This is a genomic window from Bacteroides sp. 90-K9/2 (genome assembly GCF_047310725.1).
Lineage (GTDB): Bacteria > Bacteroidota > Bacteroidia > Bacteroidales > Bacteroidaceae > Bacteroides > Bacteroides vicugnae.
Window position 1 is genome coordinate 17,696 of sequence record NZ_JBCGVL010000007.1, and the last position, 22,708, is coordinate 40,403.

General features: G+C 42.9%; 18 protein-coding genes. 13 read left to right on the forward strand and 5 right to left on the reverse strand.

Translation table 11 applies throughout. The features are described 5' to 3' along the window. Nucleotides 1–22 precede the first annotated feature (22 nt). From AAHJ11_RS15965 to cbiB, 11 genes are all read left to right on the forward strand, one after another. Nucleotides 23–2,206, forward strand: a complete 2,184-nt coding sequence (locus tag AAHJ11_RS15965; RefSeq protein ID WP_148365165.1) for a TonB-dependent receptor — start codon at nucleotides 23–25, stop codon at nucleotides 2,204–2,206. A 25-nt stretch (nucleotides 2,207–2,231) separates the two neighbouring features. After that, the gene (locus AAHJ11_RS15970; protein WP_320975148.1) at nucleotides 2,232–2,927 is read left to right on the forward strand and encodes a precorrin-2 C(20)-methyltransferase; all 696 of its coding nucleotides are present in this window, start codon (nucleotides 2,232–2,234) and stop codon (nucleotides 2,925–2,927) included. A 5-nt stretch (nucleotides 2,928–2,932) separates the two neighbouring features. Next, nucleotides 2,933–4,990: a TonB-dependent receptor plug domain-containing protein gene (locus AAHJ11_RS15975; RefSeq protein WP_148365163.1), complete on the forward strand. Its 2,058-nt coding sequence runs from the start codon at nucleotides 2,933–2,935 to the stop codon at nucleotides 4,988–4,990. A 31-nt stretch (nucleotides 4,991–5,021) separates the two neighbouring features. Then, entirely contained in the window at nucleotides 5,022–6,155 is a 1,134-nt protein-coding gene (locus AAHJ11_RS15980) for a sirohydrochlorin cobaltochelatase (protein WP_148365162.1), read from the forward strand. Between the two features lie 252 nt (nucleotides 6,156–6,407). Continuing rightward, complete coding sequence (gene cobJ / locus AAHJ11_RS15985) at nucleotides 6,408–7,814, forward strand: precorrin-3B C(17)-methyltransferase (RefSeq protein WP_320975149.1); 1,407 nt, start codon at nucleotides 6,408–6,410, stop codon at nucleotides 7,812–7,814. Nucleotides 7,815–7,841: 27 nt separating this feature from the next. Then, on the forward strand, nucleotides 7,842–9,026 hold the full coding sequence (gene cbiE / locus AAHJ11_RS15990; protein ID WP_413579820.1) for a precorrin-6y C5,15-methyltransferase (decarboxylating) subunit CbiE: 1,185 nt from the start codon (nucleotides 7,842–7,844) through the stop codon (nucleotides 9,024–9,026). Next, nucleotides 9,023–10,345: a cobyrinate a,c-diamide synthase gene (locus tag AAHJ11_RS15995; RefSeq protein ID WP_320975151.1), complete on the forward strand. Its 1,323-nt coding sequence runs from the start codon at nucleotides 9,023–9,025 to the stop codon at nucleotides 10,343–10,345. The genes cbiE and AAHJ11_RS15995 overlap by 4 nt, the downstream gene beginning before the upstream one ends. Further along, nucleotides 10,345–10,935, forward strand: a complete 591-nt coding sequence (locus tag AAHJ11_RS16000; RefSeq protein WP_032853523.1) for a cob(I)yrinic acid a,c-diamide adenosyltransferase — start codon at nucleotides 10,345–10,347, stop codon at nucleotides 10,933–10,935. Before AAHJ11_RS15995 ends, AAHJ11_RS16000 begins: the two co-directional genes overlap by 1 nt. 4 nt (nucleotides 10,936–10,939) lie before the next feature. Beyond that, nucleotides 10,940–12,430 carry a cobyric acid synthase gene (locus AAHJ11_RS16005; RefSeq protein ID WP_167511776.1) on the forward strand — a complete coding sequence of 497 codons (1,491 nt, stop codon included), beginning with the start codon at nucleotides 10,940–10,942 and terminating at the stop codon, nucleotides 12,428–12,430. Then, nucleotides 12,423–13,445, forward strand: a complete 1,023-nt coding sequence (locus AAHJ11_RS16010) for a threonine-phosphate decarboxylase (RefSeq protein WP_413579821.1) — start codon at nucleotides 12,423–12,425, stop codon at nucleotides 13,443–13,445. The genes AAHJ11_RS16005 and AAHJ11_RS16010 overlap by 8 nt, the downstream gene beginning before the upstream one ends. 15 nt (nucleotides 13,446–13,460) lie before the next feature. Beyond that, on the forward strand, nucleotides 13,461–14,408 hold the full coding sequence (gene cbiB / locus AAHJ11_RS16015; protein ID WP_320975152.1) for an adenosylcobinamide-phosphate synthase CbiB: 948 nt from the start codon (nucleotides 13,461–13,463) through the stop codon (nucleotides 14,406–14,408). Here the strand turns inward: cbiB and cobC are convergent. The 4 genes from cobC to cobU are packed head-to-tail and all read right to left on the reverse strand — an operon-like array spanning nucleotide 14,388 to nucleotide 17,227. Then, nucleotides 14,388–14,921 (reverse strand): alpha-ribazole phosphatase, encoded by a 534-nt coding sequence (gene cobC / locus AAHJ11_RS16020; RefSeq protein WP_148365156.1) that lies wholly within the window; start codon nucleotides 14,919–14,921, stop codon nucleotides 14,388–14,390. The two genes, cbiB and cobC, sit on opposite strands and share 21 nt — an antisense overlap. An 8-nt stretch (nucleotides 14,922–14,929) precedes the next feature. Next, nucleotides 14,930–15,676 carry an adenosylcobinamide-GDP ribazoletransferase gene (locus AAHJ11_RS16025; RefSeq protein WP_148365155.1) on the reverse strand — a complete coding sequence of 249 codons (747 nt, stop codon included), beginning with the start codon at nucleotides 15,674–15,676 and terminating at the stop codon, nucleotides 14,930–14,932. A 1-nt stretch (nucleotide 15,677) separates the two neighbouring features. Beyond that, the gene (cobT, locus tag AAHJ11_RS16030) at nucleotides 15,678–16,715 is read right to left on the reverse strand and encodes a nicotinate-nucleotide--dimethylbenzimidazole phosphoribosyltransferase (RefSeq protein ID WP_413579822.1); all 1,038 of its coding nucleotides are present in this window, start codon (nucleotides 16,713–16,715) and stop codon (nucleotides 15,678–15,680) included. A gap of 2 nt (nucleotides 16,716–16,717) precedes the next feature. Beyond that, complete coding sequence (gene cobU, locus AAHJ11_RS16035; RefSeq protein WP_099147372.1) at nucleotides 16,718–17,227, reverse strand: bifunctional adenosylcobinamide kinase/adenosylcobinamide-phosphate guanylyltransferase; 510 nt, start codon at nucleotides 17,225–17,227, stop codon at nucleotides 16,718–16,720. Between the two features lie 136 nt (nucleotides 17,228–17,363). Between cobU and AAHJ11_RS16040 the strand changes: the two genes are divergently transcribed. Both AAHJ11_RS16040 and AAHJ11_RS16045 read left to right on the forward strand, forming a co-directional pair. After that, nucleotides 17,364–20,120: an outer membrane beta-barrel protein gene (locus tag AAHJ11_RS16040; RefSeq protein ID WP_148365153.1), complete on the forward strand. Its 2,757-nt coding sequence runs from the start codon at nucleotides 17,364–17,366 to the stop codon at nucleotides 20,118–20,120. A 52-nt stretch (nucleotides 20,121–20,172) separates the two neighbouring features. After that, the gene (locus tag AAHJ11_RS16045; RefSeq protein ID WP_148365152.1) at nucleotides 20,173–20,805 is read left to right on the forward strand and encodes an AAA family ATPase; all 633 of its coding nucleotides are present in this window, start codon (nucleotides 20,173–20,175) and stop codon (nucleotides 20,803–20,805) included. A gap of 93 nt (nucleotides 20,806–20,898) precedes the next feature. Here the strand turns inward: AAHJ11_RS16045 and AAHJ11_RS16050 are convergent, their stop codons facing one another. Continuing rightward, a complete protein-coding gene (locus tag AAHJ11_RS16050) occupies nucleotides 20,899–22,563 on the reverse strand; it encodes a putative transporter (RefSeq protein WP_148365151.1) in 1,665 nt (554 codons plus the stop codon). Nucleotides 22,564–22,708 lie beyond the last annotated feature (145 nt).

A 22,708-nucleotide genomic window follows, 5' to 3' on the forward strand; every position in this document is an offset into this window, starting at 1 on the left:
GAAATTTAAGTATAATCACAAAATGTTGAAAAAACTTATTTTGACCACCATGTTGGTCGGTGTATGTTGTGTTGTGTCCGCTCAGGTTACGATCAAGGGACGTGTGTTGAATTCTGAAACCGGAGAGCCTGTTGTCGGAGCGAATATTCGGGTGGACCATAGTCTGCAGGGTGGAACTACGAATACAAAAGGAGAGTTTATAATCAAGGGATTGCCGGATGGCAAACAGACTCTGCAAGTGTCTCACCTCAATTATGAACCGCAACGGTATTCTACTTCGAAGAGTGTAAATGACGTCGTGATACGTATGACGGAAAGTCATAACAATCTAAACCAGGTGGTAGTGACCGGAACCGGAACACATCGCCGGATGGTGGATAGTCCCATTCCGGTAAATGTATTGACTGCCAAAGATATCAAGGAGGCCAATGTTACGAATCTTGAGGAGGCTCTTACCAAGCTCACTTCTAACTTTTCTTTTTCTACCAACGGTATGGGAACGGAAATGGTGCTTAATGGCTTGAATAGCGATTATATCCTTGTATTGGTGAACGGAAGGAAACTGATTGGCGATGATGCATTGATGCGCATCAACATGGCAAATGTGAAACGAATTGAAATACTGAACGGTTCGGCATCCGCGCTGTATGGTAGTGACGCCATTGGCGGAGTTATTAATATCATTACGGATGACAGCAAAAATAAGATTGATGCATCGAGCACTACCAAGGTGAGTGACCACGGACGTTTTTCGGAAGCTGTGAATCTGGATTTGAATGTTGGCAAACTTTCATCGTATACTTCTTACCAACGCCAACAGTCGGATGGCTGGAAACTTCATCCGATGACCGAAACGGTGAATAAAAAAGGGGAAGTGAAACTGGATCCTACCGATAAACAGGCTTTCACCGGTTATCATTCGAATACGGTCAACCAGAGTTTCTCTTATTCTCTGAATCATAAGACAACGCTGTATGCACAGGGTTCGTACTATAATTTCCTGAATGACCGTCCGGTAACGGAATATAAATATAATATGTATCATGAGAATTATACGTATGGTTTCGGTATGAAGTATATTGTGAATAAGAAAGCATATATCGATGCCGATTTCTATTCGGACAATTACAAATCGGCTTATGACTATATTCAGGAAAGCGGTGACTTTAAGATTGGAGATAAGGAAACCCGTAAGAAACAATATTTTTACCGGGGGAATGTGAAGAGTATTATCAAGGTGAACAGCAAGAACAAACTGTCTGCCGGATTGGAATATCTGGATGAAAAGCTGGAAAGTGAATCGGATAATATCTCTAATAAGACGCTCTACACCATGGCTTTATATGCGCAGGATGAGTGGACGATTGCCGAATCTCTGCAAGCAGTAGTGGGATTGCGTTACATTTATAATGAAACATTTGAAGATCACTTCACTCCGACAGCTTCTATTATGTATAGGGAGGGTGGTTTCCGTGGCCGATTGTCTTTTGCAACAGGTTTCCGCACGCCTACACTTTCTGAAATTTATGCTACGGATCTGGCAAAGACTACCAATCGCTATACTATCGGAAATCTCGAACTGAAACCGGAAGAAAGCAAAAACTTCTCATTGAATCTGGAATATACTCATTCCCGTTTTTCCGTATCAGCAACGGCTTTTGTAAATAATGTGACGGATATGATTAATTACCGTACTTTGAGCGATGAAGAAGCTGCGCAATATGGTGATTATGATGAAGTGCGCCAGCGTGACAACATCGATAAAGTGAGAATCAAAGGGGTGAATGTAAATGCAAATGCTTACCTGGGACTTGGATTCAATCTGGGAGCCGGCTATACGCTGTTGGATGCAAGAAATCTGATAACGGACAAACCGATTGACAAAAGTGTCAAGTATGCAGGAAACGTAAATGCGCAATGGTCTAAGAACTGGGGATTGTATGGACTGAACATCAATATGGTTGGTCGCGGACAGGGAAAGAGATATTCCGAAACGTATGATTATGATTCATCCGGTTTTATGCTTTGGGATTTGAATACAGGACATACATTCAATCTGAAATATTTCATTCTGAATGCCGGACTGGGTGTTGAGAACCTGTTCGACTGGGTGGACGACCGTCCCTGGAATACGAAGAAACCTTATTCGACCATTACGCCGGGAAGAGCTTTCTATGCGAGCCTGACGATTCGTTTTAGAAAATAAGGATAAGAAATAATCGATAAGAAAGATGGAAGATTTGAAACCGGTATATATCGTTTCTTTAGGTCCGGGTGAAGCGGGGCTTATCTCTTTGATAGGAGGTGCTACGCTATGTCGGGCAAATGCTATTTTTTGCCCGAAAACAAATGCGCGTTCCCGGTCTTCTGTTCTTCTGAAAGAATTGAAGATAAAGAAAGAATCTATCAGACGCTATACATTGCCGATGAGTAAGAAGCGTGAGATGGCTTATGAGGCTTACGATAAGGTTTTTGAAGAAATAGTCAGCCTGTATTCGGAAGGTTTATGTGTGGCGATAGTGGCTGAAGGAGATGCAGGTTTTTATTCTTCTACCAGTTATTTGGTCGGAAGGCTCAAGAAAGCGGGAATACCTATCAAGCAGATTGCCGGTGTTCCGGCGTTTATTGCAGCGGCGGCTTCCATCGGTCTTTCTATTGTGGAACAAGAAGAACGGTTGACGGTGTGTCCGGGAAAAGTGGACAGGGAACTGTTCAGCCGGATTGCTTCCGGTAATGAAGTGGCGGTAGTGATGAAACTATCGCAGTGTGAGGAGGAAGTGAAGCATTTTATAAGTTTGGAGGAAGGACTTGTCTGTCATTATTTCGAGAATGTGGGAGCGGACGGGGAATTTTATACGTGTGATAAGAAAGATATATTGGCAAGGGAATTTCCTTATTTCTCTTTAATGATAATAAAAGGTAGATGAAACGAATGAGACAAATATGGTTAGCAGGACTTGTTTTGTTGTCTTTATCCACAGAGGTAAGTGCACAGAGCAATGTTGCCATGCAGGATTCGATTCCTGAAATAGTGGTGACAGGTACGGGAACGGAACACTATCTGAAAGATGCGCCTGTACAGACGGAAGTGATTTCCGGCAAAATGCTCGAACAGTATGCGGGTCGTGGACTGGAAGAAATGCTGGGTGGTTTGTGCGCTTCTCTCAATTTTAGCTTGGGGGATATGGGCAGTAATATTCAGCTGAATGGAATGAACAATGATTATATCCTTATCTTGATTAACGGAAAACGTATGAATGGGGATATCGGTGGACAGAACGACTTAGCGATGATTAATCCCGATAATATCGAACGTATTGAAATAGTGAAGGGAGCTTCATCATCTCTCTATGGAAGTGATGCTATAGCTGGTGTTATTAATATTATTACCAAAAAGAATCGTGATCCATTCAATGTAACCAATAAAACGAGGGTAGGATGTAATGGCGATATAACGCAGAGTAACAGCGTTGGCATCAAACACGGAAAGTTGAATTCGACTACTTCTTTCAATATAAAACATACGGATGGTTGGAGAAATACCGATAAGGAATGGCATCATTATGATCTGATGGACGGTAGTGTGTCGAAAACGGTTAGCCGATCAACCAATTATACAATTGCAGAGAATCTTGAGTATAACGTAAATAGTCAGCTTTCACTTACTGCTGATGTTTCATTTTATCAGAAATGGATTAAACGTCCTTTCGGTCCTTATCAGTACAATCGATATGATTATCAGTACCGTAATCAAAGTTATGCGGCGGGTGCAAAGTATCAACTGGGTGAGAGGGATTATCTGACACTTGATGTCTCTTACGATCATTATAATTATTACTTTGACTATACTCAAATAGAAACGACAGATGATTTTGATGAGAGTGTCCCTCCCAAACGGTTGACGTATTATCCCGGAATGAGTATCCTGCAGACTTCACAGCGCAAGCTTCTGGCACTTGCCAAAGGGGTATTTCATCTGGGGGAACAGAATATACTGAATACCGGAGTAGAATATATGTGGGATAAACTTATTGCGCCCAGTAGAATGGAGGGTGGACAGGCTTCTGTATACACTCTTTCCGCCTATGCACAGGATGAATGGACAGTAGTGTCTAATTTGATACTGACAGGTGGCGTTAGGTTTGTACATCATAAAGAATTCGGACAGAAACTGACTCCTAAAGTGTCCGCTATCTACAAATGGGGGGACTTTAATTTCCGGGCGACCTACTCTTATGGGTTCAAAGCACCTACTGTAAAAGAACTTTATTATGGCTATATCACTTCCATTATGAGCAGCAAGTTGAAAGCCTATTATGGAAATAAAGATCTGAAACCGCAGACTTCCAACTACTATTCTGCAGGAGTGGAATATAAGGGAAAGAAGTTGAGTGCATCTGTCACAGGATACTATAATAAAATAAAGAACATGGTTGAATTGACTGTCGTTCCTACTTCTCCCGAAGATAAGATACTGGAAGTGGAAGAGACGATGAAATACAACAACCTTGCGGGAGCGCGTTCTTATGGTGTCGATGTGACGCTTGACTATCAGATTCTGCCATCACTTGCTGTAGGCGGCGGGTATAGTTATGTAGATGCGAAAGCCCAGTATGCGGATGATCCTACCAGTCAGGATTATATGAAGTATATGCCTATCAACGCTACTTCTTATAATAGTGCTACATGGAAAGCTTTATGGTCACATTCATGGAAGAAATATAAACTCGGCATAGGTGTTTTTGGCAATTATCGTTCGACGAAATATTATATCACGGACGGGAATGGGGCTCCTTATCAGTTATGGCGCTTGAATACGTCCCATTCTTTGCTTAAGATGAAGAAATGGACACTGGTGGTTGATGCTGGCATTGATAATATTTTCAACTATGTCGATGATGTTCCTTTCGGAAGAAATAGAGGAACAACGACTCCGGGAAGAACGTATTATGTTTCTTGTTCCATTAAGTTTATGAATAAGAGTAAATAATCGAGTTATTATTTTTTTAATAAATGTAGTTATGAGAAAATTTAATTTTTTATTGTTCGCTTTCGCAATAGTTTGCGGAACGATGTGTATGGTGTCGTGTAGTGACGACGATGATCAAGGAAGCACACTCAACCCGGTGGAAGAGATTGTGTTTAACTCTAAAAAGTCTGATACGGCTATCCTCCTTTGTACATTTGGAAGTACATTCAGTGAGTCTATCAAGACCTATGAAGCTACTATGGCTGACTATAAGGCTCAATATCCTAATGCTGATATTTATTTGTCGTTTACTTCTCGTACTTGTGTGAATCGTGTAAAGGCAGAAACTGGTGTTGACCGTTACCAGCCGGATTTGTGGTTGAATGCTATTGGTGCTGCCGGATATAAGCGTGTAGCTGTTCAGTCTCTTCACGTCATTCCGGGAGAAGAATACCTAAGTCTGATGAATACGGATGTCAAGAAGAACTTTATGATTGATGCATATCCGCATGTGGAAGTTCTGAAAAGTCCGAACTTGTTGGCAAGTGATGAAGACGTAGCTGCGGTAGGAAAAGTCCTTTATAATGCATACAAAACTGTTCTTAGCGATAAAAAGAATATTCTGCTTTTGGTGGGACATGGTAATCCGGATAAGAACTATTCACATGCCAATGAACAGTATACAAATCTTGAAAAAGATTTGTTAGAACGTGCTGCTAATAAGAATGTTTTTGTTGGTACAGTGGACTATGGTGATATGCTTTTCTTCCCGGAAGTGGAAGAGGGTGCTACTCCTCCGGCTGACGCACAGGTAGCTGATACTTATATTTATAAGAAACTGCTTAATTATTGCACTGCTAAGGGGTTGAATCCTTCGGATATAACCATCCATCTGTCTTCTATTATGTCTATTGCCGGTGACCATGCACACAATGATTTGTGGGGACTTGAGGATCAAGATAGCGAAATTAATAATGCTACACCGTGGGCAGATTATAGCTGGAGACTGAAATTGAAAAAAATGGGATTCCAGATTGATGAAACGGAAAGTCATCATGGTAGTGTGAACAACTGTACTATCAAAGGACTGGGTGATTATCCGGAAATCCGTAAAATATGGTTGAAACACATGACTGATATCTATAATGATGAAAGTCAGTGGACAACAGGTGAAGATTATCAATAATTGGAAATAGATAATTTCCAATAGTTTCAAGGCGGCGATGTTTTATTGAATCATCGCCGTTGCTTTTTATATGGTAATTATGGTTATGAATCTTCATTAATATGGAGTATATATTTTAGAACCGAAAGGGTGTGAACATATGATTTATGATTACTTTTGTACTCGAACGAGTATCATTATGAAATATATGGTTCTATTAAATAATAGAGAATGAATAATGAAGCTGGTATCGGTTCATAATTTGATGATGATATGAAAAAGAACAAGATAATAGTAGCAGGCATCGGTCCCGGTAGTCCGGAAGATATTACTCCAGCTGTTGTTAGTGCACTGAAAGAATCAGATGTAGTGATTGGATATAAGTATTATTTTCAGTTTATTACCTCCTGGCTGTCGGAACAGACAGAATGCATAGATACCGGAATGAAGCGGGAGAAAGCCCGTGCAGAATTGGCTTTTGAATATGCTGAACAAGGAAAAACTGTTTGTGTCATCAGTTCCGGTGATGCGGGAATCTATGGGATGGCTCCGTTGATTTATGAAATGAAACGGGAACGGGGGAGTGAGGTCGAGATTCTCGTGCTGCCCGGTATCAGTGCTTTCCAGAAAGCTGCGTCATTGTTGGGTGCTCCCATCGGTCATGATTTTTGCATTATCTCTCTGTCCGACTTGATGACTTCCTGGGAAATCATAGAAAAAAGAATCACTGCCGCTGCTACTGCCGACTTTGTAACAGCCATTTACAACCCTAAGAGTGAGGGCCGTTACTGGCAGCTTCATCGCCTGAAAGAAGTTTTTCAGCAATCCCGTTCACCGGAAACGCCCGTAGGTTATGTCCGTCAGGCAGGCCGGGAAGAAGAAACGGTGGTAGTGACCACCTTGCAGGATTTCGATCCGGAAGAAGTGGATATGTTTACAGTAGTACTGATTGGCAATTCACAAACGTATCAGTTCCAGAATCGGATGGTAACTCCTCGCGGATATTATCGCGAACAGGAAAAGGACGAAGTCGGAAAAGGACAGGAGATTATGATGAACTCTTTCCGGAAGATAGAGGAAGAGATGCAGAATAAAGAGATCGACCTTGACCGTAAATGGGCTTTATTTCATGCCATACATACCACAGCGGATTTTGAAATGGAGAAGCTGGTATATACGGATAAAGAGGTTGTAAAGAACTTGTATGAACAGATTGCTTCCGGACGGATTAAGACGATTATCACAGATGTCACGATGGTAGCTGCCGGCATACGGAAAGGTGCTTTACAGCGTTTAGGGGTGGAAGTGAAATGTTATCTTTCCGACGAACGTGCAGTGGAACAGTCGAAGAAACGGGGAACTACCCGTTCACAGGAAGCTATTCGCCTGGCTGTAGAAGAACATCCGGATGCTCTTTTTGTATTTGGCAATGCGCCTACGGCATTAATAGAACTGTGCGATCTGATTCGAAAAGGAAAAGCACACCCGTCCGGGGTTATTGCCGCTCCCGTAGGATTCGTGCATGTGAAAGAGTCGAAATATATGATAAAGACATTTACGGAAGTACCGAAGATTATTGTTCAGGGCAGACGGGGAGGAAGTAATCTTGCCGCTACATTGGTGAATGCGATTTTATGTTTTGATGATGCCCGGACACTGCGCCCCGGCAGAGATGTATAGAAGAGTATAGACATTTTATATGACAGAATGCAGGAATTTCATATCATAGGAATAACAGATAGTCGCGAACTCTCTTTCAGTAAGGAGGTTCAGGCTTTGATTGCCCGTTCTCATGTCTTTTCGGGTGGAAAGAGACACCATGAAATTATGGCTGCCATGTTACCGGAATCATCGGTTTGGATAGATATAACTGTGCCTCTTGACGCTGTGTTCGAGTGTTATGCCGGTTATCAGGAAATAGTAGTTTTTGCTTCCGGTGATCCTTTGTTTTTTGGTTTTGCCAATACGGTGATGCGTAAACTGCCCGAGGCTGTTGTCAAAGTCTATCCGTCTTTCAATTCCTTGCAGCTTTTAGCACACAAAGCTTTGTTGCCTTATCATGATATGCGGACGATTTCTCTGACTGGCAGACCGTGGAAAGCCTTGGATGAGGCTCTTATTTCCGGAGAGACATTGATTGGTTCGCTTGCTGACAGAGAAAAAACACCTGCTTCCATAGCTGCCCGGATGCAAGCGTACGGATATGCCAACTACCGGATGATTGTGGGTGAGCAGTTGGGGAATGAAGAGGAAACAGTGGCAGAATATAGTGTGGAGGAAGCGATGGAAAGGCATTTCAGGATGCCGAATTGTGTGATTTTAAAGCGTATTACTGTTCGTGAACGGCCGTTCGGAATTCCAGAAGAGCTGTTTGAACTGTTGGACGGGCGGGCGAATATGATAACCAAGATGCCTGTTCGTCTGCTGTCATTAAGTCTGCTCGATTTGAGAAACAGATCGGTGATGTGGGACGTGGGTTTTTGTACCGGTTCTGTTTCCATTGAGGCGAAGTTACAATTTCCTCATCTCGATATTGTTGCTTTTGAAAAAAGAGAGGCGGGGCGGCAATTGATGGAAACGAATAGTCGTCGGTTTGGCTGTCCGGGAATAACGACGGTGATTGGAGATTTTTTGGATATGCCGTTAGAGAAATTTCCCATACCTGATGCTGTCTTTATTGGAGGTCATGGTGGCAAGTTGGGAGAAATGATAAAGAAAATAGCTCCTTTATTGCCTGTTGGTGGGACGCTGGTGTTTAATTCTGTATCCGAAGACAGTAGGAATCAATTTGAGAAAGCAATAGACGATAATGGATTGAAACTTGAACAAGTGATCCGACTGACAGTAGACGAGCATAATTCCATTGATACACTGAAAGCTATAAAACGATGAAACAGACCAGTCATTTCTTAATTGGAGCCGCTTCTTCGGGAGGTGGAAAAACAACCTTTACAACAGGGTTGTTAAGACTGTTTCGTGATAGAGGACTGAATGTGCAGCCTTACAAATGTGGCCCTGATTATATTGATATGAAATATCATGAGATGGCAGCAGGTAATGCTTCCGTCAATCTCGATCTCTGGCTCTCTTCTCAAAAGCACGTAAAGGAGATGTATGCAAAATACGCGGCTGCAATGGATGTATGTGTGACCGAGGGAGTGATGGGACTTTTCGACGGTTTCGATGGAATGGAGGGAAGCAGTGCGGCTATTGCCGCCTTATTGAATATCCCTGTTGTTCTTGTAATCAATGCCAAATCAACGTCTTATACAGTAGCTCCGATTCTATATGGCTTTAAATATTTCGATCCGTCGGTGCGACTTGCCGGTGTGGTATTCAATCAGGTAGCTTCCGAACGTCATTTCTCTTTTTTACAGAAAGCCTGTGAAGATGTAGGTGTAGAATGTTTCGGCTTTCTTCCCCGATTGAAAGAACTGGAAGTACCCTCCCGTCATTTGGGATTGACGTTGGATGCTTCCTATCAGTTTGATAAATTCGCTTCTGTGGTGGCGCAGGCGATTGAAGAGCATGTGGCGGTTGACCGGATTCTTGAAGTATGTAGTGTACCATTGGTTGATTATAAAGCACAGACCTCGATTCCATCGACAGAAATCTCCAAAGACATTCTTTCTGAAAAAAAATGGAAGATAGCAGTAGCACAGGATGCTGCATTTAATTTCATGTACCGGGAGAATTTGGCTCGTCTGAAAGAATTAGGGACAGTTACCTTTTTCAGTCCCATGAGCGATGAACATCTACCCGATTGTGATTTAGTTTATTTGCCGGGTGGTTACCCTGAATTTTTCCTGAAAGAGCTGGAAAGTAACATAGCCATCAAGCAACAATTAAAAATGTATGTGGAAAGCGGAGGCCGTTTGCTTGCCGAATGTGGTGGGATGATGTATCTTTGTGACAGTATCCGGGGAATGGATGGAAAACAATATGCCATGGTCGGATTACTGCATCAGAGGGCTACTATGGAAAATATGAAATTAAAGCTTGGTTATCGAACCCTCCGGATAGGAGAGCAGGTATGGAAAGGACATGAATTTCATTACTCTTCCATTGAAAAAGAACTTCCATCCATTGCGGAGGTGACAGATGCAAAAGAAAATCCTGTTTCCACTCCGCTTTATCGATATAAGAATCTGATTGCAGGCTATACACACCTCTATTGGGGTGAAATGAACTTAATGAAACTTTGGGAATGATGAGAAGAATATATACCCGTACGGGAGACAATGGAACTACCGGAATCTTTGGTGGTGAGCGTGTCGAAAAAGATGATATCAGGATTGAGGCTAATGGTACGATTGACGAACTGAATACGGTGATAGGAATAGTCCGCTCACTTCTTCCTGAACAGGATGAATGGCACGAATGGCTGTATGAAATACAGATGGAACTGATGTCATGTATGAGCCATGTGGCTACTCCATCCGTTAAAAGGGGCGAAAACCCGAATACCTTGCGTACGGATCTGACCGGTCTTCTGGAAAAAAGAATGGATACAATGAATGCCGCTATGGAAGATAATGGCTATTTTATACTACCGGGTGGTACACAAATTTCTGCACAATTGCATCATGCGCGTGTTATAGCAAGGCGTGCCGAACGGAGGCTTTGCACATTACATCGGCAGGACCCGGTGCCGCAATCTCTGCTTGAATTCATCAACCGATTATCTGACTTGTTCTTTGTCATGGCACGTTATGAAATGTATCGGCAGCACTGGACTGAAGAGAAATGGAAAGCTTTCGGTTATAAGCGCAAAGCTTCAACCCCTGACCAAAGTAAATAGAAAGATGGAGAAGAAAAAACTAAATTCCTTTATGCTTGCCGGAACAGGTAGCGATGTCGGGAAAAGTATTCTGGCTGCGGCATTCTGCCGCATATTGAAGCAGGACGGATATCATCCTGCACCGTTCAAGGCCCAGAATATGGCTTTGAATTCGTATGCCACTCCCGAGGGATTGGAGATCGGCAGGGCGCAAGCCGTTCAGGCGGAAGCTGCCGGTGTTCCCTGTCATACGGATATGAATCCGTTGTTGTTGAAGCCAAGCTCCGAACATACTTCGCAGGTTGTGTTATTGGGGAAACCAATCGGTGACCGGAATGCGTATGAGTATTTCCGCAAGGAGGGAAGGGAAGAATTACGAAAAGTAGTCAATGAGTCGTATGATCGCCTCGCTACCAGATATAATCCGATAGTGATGGAGGGGGCTGGCAGTATCTCGGAAATTAATCTGCGGGACGTCGACCTGGTCAATATGCCTATGGCAAAACACGCTGGGGCAGATGTTTTTCTGGTAGCGGACATTGATCGTGGTGGTGTATTTGCCAGTGTGTATGGTTCTATTCTGTTGCAGACTCCGGAAGAACGGTCATTGATTAAGGGTATTATTATCAATAAGTTTAGAGGGGATATCCGCCTGTTTGAATCCGGAATAAAGATGATCGAAGACCTCTGCAAGGTTCCTGTGCTTGGAGTAGTGCCCTACTATAAGGGAATTTATATAGAAGAAGAGGACTCTGTGATGCTTGAGTCTAAAAACCGGGAGGCTATGGCCGGAAAAATCAATATAGCTGTGATCTTGCTGCGTCATCTGTCTAACTTTACTGATTTTAATGTGTTGGAACGGGATGAACGGGTGCATTTGTATTATACCAATAATGTGAATGAAATAGCGAAAGCAGATATTGTATTGTTGCCCGGAAGCAAGAATACGCTGGATGATCTTTATGAATTGCGCTGTAACGGAGTAGTACAAGCTATTCTGAAAGCTCATCGGGAAGGGGCGACCGTCATGGGCATCTGTGGCGGTTATCAGATGATGGGGCTGGAAGTACGCGATCCTGACGGAGTAGAGGGAAGTTTTAAATTACTCCCCGGCTTGGGGTTACTTCCTGTTATCACTACCATGCAAGGAGATAAAGTGACCCGGCAGGTGAATTTCACTTTTGATGAGTCGGATACGGTTTGTAAGGGATATGAGATACACATGGGCAGAAGCGTACCTGCCGAAGGATTCTCCCCTTCTCCTTTAAATAAACTGGAGGATGGAAGAGAGGATGGTTACCGGAATGGCCGGAAATGTATGGGAACATATATTCATGGTATACTTGACAACCAGTCATTTATAGATTTCCTGCTCAAGCCTTATGCCGACAAACTGGAACAGCAGACCTTTGACTATGCAACATTCAAGGAAGAACAATATGATAAGTTGGCGGAACATGTGAGAAAACACATCAATATGCCGTTACTTTATAAAATATTAGAAAGAAATGATTGAGGGACACGGAGACGATCTTTATAAATACGGAAAGAAAATAGTTAGCAATTTCAGTTCGAATGTGTATAACCGGATCGATCATTCGGGACTTTACCAACGACTGAATGAGCGGCTCTCTACCATTTGCAGTTATCCCGAGCCGATGCCTTATTCTTTGGAAAGTGAAATAGCCCGGAGGTATTCGCTCACTCCCCGTCAGGTTTGTGTGACTAATGGAGCGACGGAAGCTATTTACCTGATAGCACAAGCCTTTCAAGGACGTATTTCAGCTGTGTCGGGGCCAACCTTTAGCGAGTATGCGGACGCATGCCGGGTACATCGGCACAAAGTGAAACCTTTTTATTCGTTGGACGCTTTACCGGAAGATGCGGAATTGGTATGGATCTGCAATCCGAATAATCCGACAGGTGAAGTGAGAAATAAGGAAGACCTGAAAGCATTAGTCGATTCTCATCCTGATAAATTGTTTATATTCGATCAGTCTTACGAGTATTTCACATTAAAATCACTTCTTGGGATTAAAGAAGCCGCTTCCTTTCCGAATGTGATCCTGCTCCATTCAATGACCAAGCAATACGCGATTCCGGGACTGCGGGTGGGCTATTTTACTGCCTCCGAGGGATTGACCGATGATGTTCGTTGCCACCGGATGCCTTGGTCTGTGAATAGCCTGGCTATTGAAGCCGCAAAATATCTTCTGGAAGAGGGAGACGGCATCTCAGCGGATATTCCGCAACTTCTGGCAGAACATGAGCGACTGACAAACCTTCTGCTTGCCACGGGTATGTTGGAAATATGGCCAACTGATACGCACTATATGTTGATAAAACTACGTATGGGGAAAGCAGCGGCCCTTAAGGATTTTCTAGCCGTGAATCATGGAATACTCATTCGGGATGCATCCAACTTTGAGGGATTGGACGAGCGTTTCTTTCGGATTGCTACGCAAACTCCCGAAGAAAATGATAAGCTGGTGAAAGCAATCTGTGAATGGATGGAACAGATAATGAGTTAAGAGATATTTTTGTTTATGATGAGTTACTTTATCGCTATAGGAGTAGTGCTGCGTGTTTTATTGCCGGCCTGGCTGATGGATCGGCTATTCGGTGATCCGGTGTCTTTGCCTCATCCTGTCATCTGGTTCGGCAAGATGATTGCTTTCGGGGAAAAGAAACTGAATAAAGGATCCTATAAGTTATGGAAAGGAGGAATCATGTCCGTTCTGTTGATCCTGTTCGTTTATTCGGTCACCAAAGGAATCGAATATGCTCTTTCTTTTTTGGGAACTCCTGCAGTGATCGGTTTTGATATAATCTGTGTTTTCTTTTGTCTGGCTGGAACTACGTTGATTAAAGAGGTCAGAATGGTGTTTGAGGCAGTTGATCGTTCTTTGGAAGAGGGACGTATTCAGGTTGCCCGTATTGTGGGGCGTGATACTTCCGAACTTTCTGCACAGGAAGTCAGGACTGCTGCTCTTGAAACTTTGGCGGAAAATTTGAGTGACGGAGTGATTGCTCCTCTTTTCTGGTATTTGTTGTTGGGCGTTCCGGGAATGATGGCCTATAAAATGGTGAATACGCTTGATTCCATGATTGGTTATCATAGTGATCGTTATCTTCTTTTTGGGCGTGTGGCAGCTCGTGTTGATGATGTCGCTAATTATATTCCTGCCCGTCTTACTGCTTTTCTGATGGTATTGGCAAGTGGTCGGCTGAAACTCCTGTCATTTGTGAAGAGATATGGCAGAGAACATGCAAGTCCCAATTCCGGCTATCCGGAAGCTGCTCTTGCAGGTATCCTGAATTGTCGTTTCGGCGGTCCTCATCACTATTTTGGTCAACTCTTTACAAAGCCTTATATCGGAGTGAATGAACATTTGCTGGACACATCCGATATGCGGATGGGAGTTGCTGTCAACCGTCGTGCAGAAGAGATGATGATTGTCCTGACTGTTTGTTTACGGGCGCTCTTGATATAGAAAAATTCCTCCATAGGCAGGTACTGTCTGAAATGCTTCTTCCGGTTGAATCAACTTTGCATAAATCTGTGCGCAAATCAATACGCCGCCATGAGCAAATACTACTATATTTTCAGCCTCCTTTTGTTTGATTTCGTCTAAAAATGCGGCTACTCGTCTATATTGGTCGGCAAACGATTCTCCATTGGTTGCTTTTACATTCATGTAGTCGTCGTACCAGCATTGGAGATTCGGGTCTTTGATTTTATCAAAATACTGCATTTCCCAATCTCCGAAATTAAGTTCCAGTATTCTTGGGTCACGGATGGCATCTCCGAATCCGCAATACTGTGCCAGACGGGTGCATCTGGATAGAGGACTGGTGTAAGCCATATCAAAGTGAATGGATTCGATTTTAGCTTTGGTTACGGCTGCTTCTATCTCAAATGTAGGACGTAAAGGAACGTCTGACTGACCGTAACAAAGACCTTTAGGAACGTCGACAGAGGTATGTCTGATTAGATAAATATTCATAGGTTTACTTATTTTATATAGATAGACATCACTGCTCCCAGCCAGAAACTCATTTCGCTTAAGAGAAATAACGCACCGCAACAATCTCCGGTATATCCGTTCAGACGTCGTTTCATCATCCGGCAGATAAAGAAGAATACCAGAATGGGAAATATACACACGGGCCAGTAGCTTGGAGGAAGTAATAGTAGAGGCAGTATTCCCCCCATCGCAGACATAACGATCTCCCCCAAATTCATTCTTGTATATACTGTTCCGGATTTGCTATCTTCTTCTTTCCGTGCGTAGGGCAGGTAATTGATGATATTGGAAGAAATGAATTTGCTCCAGGTATCTCCGCTTAGTAAAAAGAAAGGAGTAACTGTTAAGGGAAGTGCGACCAGTAGATTGTAAGCAAGCAGATAATAGATGATTAATCCCAAAACTCCATAGCTTCCGATATGGGAATCTTTCATGATGCGTAACGTGCTTTCCCTGTTCGTTCCACCTCCGAATCCATCGAAGAAATCGGCCAATCCATCCTCATGCAATGCTCCTGTGATAAGTAAACGTGAAGTCAGTGCCAGGATTACGGCTACTCCGTGAGGTAAAATAGTACTGGCTCCCCAGAAAATCAATGCCATCATTCCCCCGGTCAGCCAGCCACTGAAACTCCAATAACTGACAACGTGTTTGAAACACTCCTGCGGAACTTCTTTTATTTTCCAGAAAGGCAATCGTGTAAAGAATATGAGTGCGGCAAGTATTTGGTTCATCTTAGAAATATTTAGTGATAGAAGCATGAGCAAATGAATCCATCTCATTCAGCATTTTCACAGCAGAATCTACAATGGGATAGGCACAAACGGAACCGCTTCCTTCTCCAAGTCTTAGTCCGAGATTGAGTAGGGGACGTGCTCCGAGATAGTCCAATAATAGCTTATGTCCGCTCTCGTCTCCCTGATGACCGAATATGGCATAGCTCATCACTTCCGGATAAAGGCGTGAAGCGGCAAGAATACAATTGGTCATTATAAATCCATCAATTAGAATAACCATTCCCAGTTCGGCAGCTTTGAGCATTGCTCCTACGGCCATTACCATTTCGTAACCTCCGAAACGGCAGAGGATTTCTTCTGTGGAATGCTCTCCCGGATACTGTTCGAGAGATCTTTTCAGAACTTCGTATTTGTGATTTATTCCCTGGTGATTGAGTCCGCTTCCTGCACCTACACATTGATCTAATGGGATTCTGGTGAAGCAAGTCATCCATAGGGAAGAGGACGAAGTATTTCCGATTCCCATTTCACCGAAGCTAATGATATTGCAGCCTTCCTGGTGAGAAGTGTCCACACATTGGGCACCATGCTCCAGGCAGAGTTCAATCTCTTCAGGTGTCATGGCTGCTTCATGAAGGAAATTGCGTGTTCCTCTTCCGACTTTCATGTTAATGATGCCTTTTTCATAAGGTAAATCATAATCGACTCCTGCGTCTACAATTTTAAGGGTGAAACCGTGCTGTCGACACAGGAAGTTAATCCCTGCTCCCCCATGAAGAAAGTTACTGATTTGTTGCCAGGTTACTTCTTTAGGAGATGGGCTGACTTTTTCTTCTACGATGCCATGATCCGCGGCAAAGATTATATTTTGAGGATGAGCTAATCGTGGAGAAAGGGATTGTTGGATCAGTCCGATTTGCAAAGCAATTTCTTCCAGTCTTCCAAGCGATCCTTTAGGCTTGGTCAGATTGTTGATTTTGTCAATCAGAGCTTCTTTGATAGCTTCATCCGGCTTTTGAATATGAAATGTTTTCATGTTTATTTTATTTTTACAGGAATACCACTTGCCATGAGATATACATCGTCGGCATGAGATGCGATGTATTGATTGATCCAACCTTGCAGGTCTGTGAACTTACGTTGCAGTTTGTTCTCGGAAACTCCCCCCCAACCAATCTCATTAGTTACAAATATGAAAGTGGCATCCTGTTGGGTAAATTTGTCGAATTCTTTTTTGACGGCTTCCAACGAGGGGGCAACATTAGAATCAAACTCCATAAAGAAGTTAGTGCACCAAAGAGTTACACAATCTATCACTACAACTCTGCCCGCTACATTGTGACGGCTCAATTCTTTTTCTTCTTCTATATTTGTCCATTCAGAACCGCGGTTCTTTTGATGACGTTCCACTCTTTTTCTGAATTCTTCGTCCCATATCCTGGCAGTGGCCAGGTAAACCGGTGACGTAGTAAGTTCATGCGCTTTTTTTTCCGCAAACGAACTTTTACCGGATCGTTGTCCTCCTGTGATTAGTATAATCCTTTTCATTAAGTTGCTGATTGAATAATGGATGGACAAAGGTATAAAAAATAACTCTGAGATTAACCGTTTCACGTAAAAGTCATTAACTTTGCCTCGATTTGTTTTAGATCAACATAAATATCAGACTTAACTACTATTGGATATGAACGCTTGTAAGTTAGTGGGATTGCTTTTGCTGCTACTTTGGGAACATACTGCTCTGTATGCTCAACAAGTGAGAACTGTGCGAGGAAGAGTGCAGACAGTGGAAGCCGGCAGTAATGAGAAGCGGGCATTGCCATCTGCCAGCATTGTTATTTTGGCGAAGAGCGATTCTGCCTTTATCAAGGGAATAACAAGTGATAAGAATGGGCGTTTCGTTCTTAATTATCAACCGCAGAAGAAAAAGAAATACCTGTTGAAAGTCTCTTTTATGGGAATGCAATCTGTATACCGGGCACTGGAAGACTCTATATCGGTGAATATCGGTACAGTGGTATTGAAAGATGATGATATTCAGATTAGTGAAGTGACGATAACGGGAAAATTGCAGGAAGTAGTGATGGAGGGAGATACTACGGTTATCAATGCTGCCGCTTTTAAGACTCGTGAAGGAGCTTATCTGGAAGATTTGGTGAAGCGTGTTCCCGGATTGGTATATAATAAGAAAGATAATTCGTTGACATATAACGGACAGCCCATCAGTGAAATCAATGTAAATGGCGAAGCTTTTTTCGCCGGAGATAAAAAGACAGCGCTCGAAAATCTTCCGGCGGACCTGATTAGTAAGTTGAAAGTATATGATAAGAAATCAAAAGAAGAGGAGTTCACCGGAATTAGTTCAGGAGAAAAGAAATATGTACTCGACTTGCAGACTAAGGATGAATTGAACAAAACCTGGCTGACAAATGCAACGGTAGGATACGGGAATAACCAGAAAAAGGATTTGGAGGGACAAGTGAATTATTTTAGTAAAGACGGAGATAATCTTTCTTTCATCGCGCAGTCTACCAACAGATACCAGAATAGTACTTACAAGGATAATATCAACAATTCGGTAGGAATGAATATGACTCATAAGTTCGGTAAGAAATTCTCCCTGACCGGAAGTGTGAACTATAATTTGAACCGGAACGGAAATCTTTCTTCCATTTATCAGGAACAGTATTTGCCGGCAGGTAATCAATACTCTGCGTCTACTAACGAAAGTAACTCTAAGGGGCGGTCGATTAGTTCTAACTTTATGGGAAGCTGGGAAGTGGATAAGCGTACACGCATACATTTCACCGGTAATGTAGGAATCTCTCCCAATAGGAATGAAAACAGTAGCCAGAATGCATCCTTTGATGCTCCTCCCGGCGTAAGTCATGAGAGTTTGTTTGATGACTTTGAATCTATTCCTCGAAATATAAAAGTGAATCGTAGTGAGAACCGGTCGCGTTCGGAGAATCAGTCGAACCGTTATAGCTGGATGATGGGTATAATGAGGCGTCTGAATGAAAAAGGTACAACGCTGGCATTGAATATCCTGAACTCGGATTCGTGGGGAGATAATGAAAGCTTTTCGCTTTCCAAAACTACTTATTTCCGTCTCGAAGATAAATTGGGAAATGATTCGGTGCTTTATCGTAACCAGTATTTGAAGTCGCCTCAAAAAAATAATTCATGGAGAGTCGGGATTACCTTTGCCCAGCCTATTGGTAAGAAGATGCATTTCCGGGTAGCATATAACTGGGATACTAACTATGAGCGTGATAATCGTGATACGTATGAATTATCTTCTCTGACGAAGTCGGAAGTTTTTGGTGAGCTGCCTCCCGACTATGAAGCAGGATATGTGGATAGTTTGAGCAATCGGAGTCATAGTCGTACGAATGGACATAACTTGGATGTAGGGCTCAATTACTCCGATGATACCTGGATGTTTAATGCCTCATTGGGAATGACCCCGCAAAAACGTGCCATTGAACGGAAAATGGGAAAGCTCTATGCGGACACTACCATGCATACTATCGACTTCCAGCCTATGATATGGGTGAATTGGAAAAAGAAAGAGGCACGGATCACTTTCAATTATAGCGGTAGAACCCGGCAACCCTCTTTATCTGATTTAATGCCGCTGACGGATAACAGTAATCCGTTGTATATCACCCGGGGAAATCCGGATTTGAAACAGATGTTTTCTCATAGTGTCCGTGTGGGCTTTCAACACTCAAAAAAAGGTATATCTGCGAATATCGGCGGGCAAATGGAACAGAATAGCGTGACGCAGGTAGTGCTATATGATGCACAAACCGGTGGACGTGAGACATCTCCTATTAATATTAACGGAAACTGGAATGTATATGGAAGTGCCAACTGGTGGAAGCGTCTGGGACATTTTTCTTTGCGGTTGGATATGAACGGTAATCATAGCAATCGTGTCAGTATGATTAATGAAGACAAGAGCCTCGAACCGAAGAAAAGTACGACACGTGATACCGGATTGGGGTGTGACGCGAATGTATCTTATCAGCCCACGTGGGGAGGCATTGATTTCTCTACTTCCTGGAATTATCAGTATTCGCTTAATTCTATCAATGATAACGATACCTATACACGTAATTATAGTTTCCGTCTTGAGGGATACGTTGACCTTCCTTTTGGTTTGCAATTACGGACTGACGGGGCTTATTCTTTCCGTAATGGTACGAATATCCGTAAGGGCGAAGATGACCAAATGTTGTGGAATGCAAGTGCTAGCTGGCGGTTCTTGAAAAAGAAAGAAGCGGAATTATCTGCCTATTGGGCGGATATTCTCGGAAAGAGGAAGAGTTTCGGGCGTACGACTACTTCTGATGGTTTTTATGAGTTCCGTAACCAAGAAATAAAAGGATATTTCATAGTCACTTTTAAATATAACTTTCGTTTGATGATGTGATTTTTAGAAAAAAGTCGTATGTTTGCTACAGAACCATAAAACAAAATGTACTATGAGCGGTAATTACGTTATCAATATCGGCCGTCAGTTAGGTAGCGGTGGAAAAGAAATAGGAGAGAAGTTGGCTGCCCGTTTGGGGATCAACTTCTACGACAAGGAACTGATCAATCTGGCTTCAGAGGAAAGCGGATTGTGTAAGGAGTTTTTTGAAAAGGCTGATGAAAAAGCTTCGCAAGGTATTATTGGCGGACTGTTCGGTATGCGTTTTCCTTTTATCAGTGAGGGAGCTATGCCATGTAACAACTGCTTGAGCAATGATGCCTTGTTCAAAGTACAGAGTGATGTGATCCGTCATCTGGCAGCAGAAAGATCTTGTGTCTTTGTAGGACGTTGCGCAGATTATATTCTGCGGGAACATCCTCGTTGTGCGAATGTTTTTATTTCAGCCTCTAAAGAAGATCGCATAGCACGGTTGTGTAGTATGCATCATATTGATGCGGAAGCTGCAGAAGAAATGATGGAAAAGGCGGATAAGAGACGTTCGGAATACTATAATTATTATAGCTATAAAACGTGGGGAGCAGCAGTTACTTATCATTTGTGTATCGATTCTTCTTCTTTGGGAATTGAAGAGACAGTGCGGTTCATTGAAGAATTTGTGGTAAAGAAATTGCAGCTTGTATGATAGGGTGATAGAAAAGTAGATTGAAAAAATAAATAAAGCCGGCATATTTCATTAGGATATAGCCGGCTTTATTCTTTATGTGCTAAATTTGATTTACATCATTGTTAATAATATCATCTGTCCTGTCAGAATACGGAGGAACATCGATAACGGATAAACTGTAGAATAACCCACTGCCGGAGCATCTCCGGAGGTTGTTTGGTTGGCGTAAGCCAATGCGGGGGGATCGGTATTGCTACCGGCTATCAATCCCATTAGGGTGAAGTAGTTTACCTTATAATATAATCTTGCGATAGCACCGATAATAAGTAGCGGGATGACGGTGATCAGGAAACCACAGCCTACATAAAGCAGACCGTCACCTTCAACTACCGTTTGCACGAAATTGGCGCCGGCATCTATACCTACACTGGCAAGGAAGAGTACAATACCGATTTCGCGAAGCATCAGGTTGGCACTCATGGTTGTATAGGTTACTAAATGTAGCTTATGACCAAAACGTCCGATAAGAATAGCCACTACCAGCGGCCCGCCTGCCAAGCCTAATTTTAAAGGAGTCGGCATGCCCGGAAATGCAATCGGAAGACTACCCAGAAGGATACCTAAGAAGATACCAACGAAAATTGTGACAATGTTCGGGGTATCCAAGCGTTTCAATTGATTACCCAGTACACCGGCTACGCGTTCTACTGCATCTTGCTGTCCTACTACCATTACGCGGTCACCTACTTGAAGTATCAGGTTCGGATCGGCAAATAAATCCATACCGGAACGGTTGATACGGGTAATATTCACCCCATACATGCTACGGAAGTGCATAGAACCTAATGTTTTACCATTGATTTCCGGTTTAGTGACCAGAATACGGCGGGAAACCATTGGAAGATCTTGTTTCTCCCAGTCGAGTTCCACTTCTTTTCCGATAAATACAACAATTGCCGGAGCATCTTCTTCCGAGCAGACGATAAATAACTGGTCGCCTACATTAAACACTGTTTCATGGTCGGGAATACTTACATGACCATCATGGCGGATTCGAGAGCAAACGAAGTTACGACCCAAGAACTGCTTGATTTCAATCAGGGTTTTTCCACTGATTGATTCGTTTCGAACTTCCAGGCTCATCATGTGAGGTTTGTGGTGTGCATCACCGCTTTGAGTCTTTAAGTTCTCTTCCTCTTTGGTCATGTTGACACGGAAGATGTAACGGATAGCGATGATAGAGCCGATGATACCTACCACACCAAGCGGATAGGCACAAGCATATCCCAATGCAATCTGTGGACCAGTATAATTTAGCTGGTTCAAGGCTTCATTGGCAGCACCAAGTCCCGGAGTGTTTGTGACAGCTCCATAGAGGATACCTACCATCATCGGCAGTTCTACCCGGCCGTTCCAGAGGTAATAGAGTCCCAGTGCAACAGCAATATTTAACACTACGATGCCTACAGCCAACAGGTTCAATGTCATTCCTCCTTTTTTGAAAGAGGAAAAGAAAGATGGCCCCACCTGAAGACCGATACAGAATACGAACAAGATCAATCCGAACTCACGGATGAAATGTAGGATGTGTGTATCGGCCGTGAAGCCGAAATGTCCCATTAGGATGCCGGCAAACAAAACAAATGTGACGCCCAAAGATACTCCGAATATCTTTATTTTACCAAGATACACGCCGGCAGCCACTACAAATGCGTAGAGGAGCACGATGTGAGCTACGGAGCTGGGGTCCCACAATAAACTTTGTAACCAATCCATAATATAGCAGTTTTTATAATGTTTTTCTAAAAACGGGTGCAAAATTACTCATAACATCGGAGCAAATCAAATAAATGAAGAACTAAAAATGAAGAATTTCTATGCAGATTGTATACATTCGACGAATCGGGACGCCCTGTGCGAA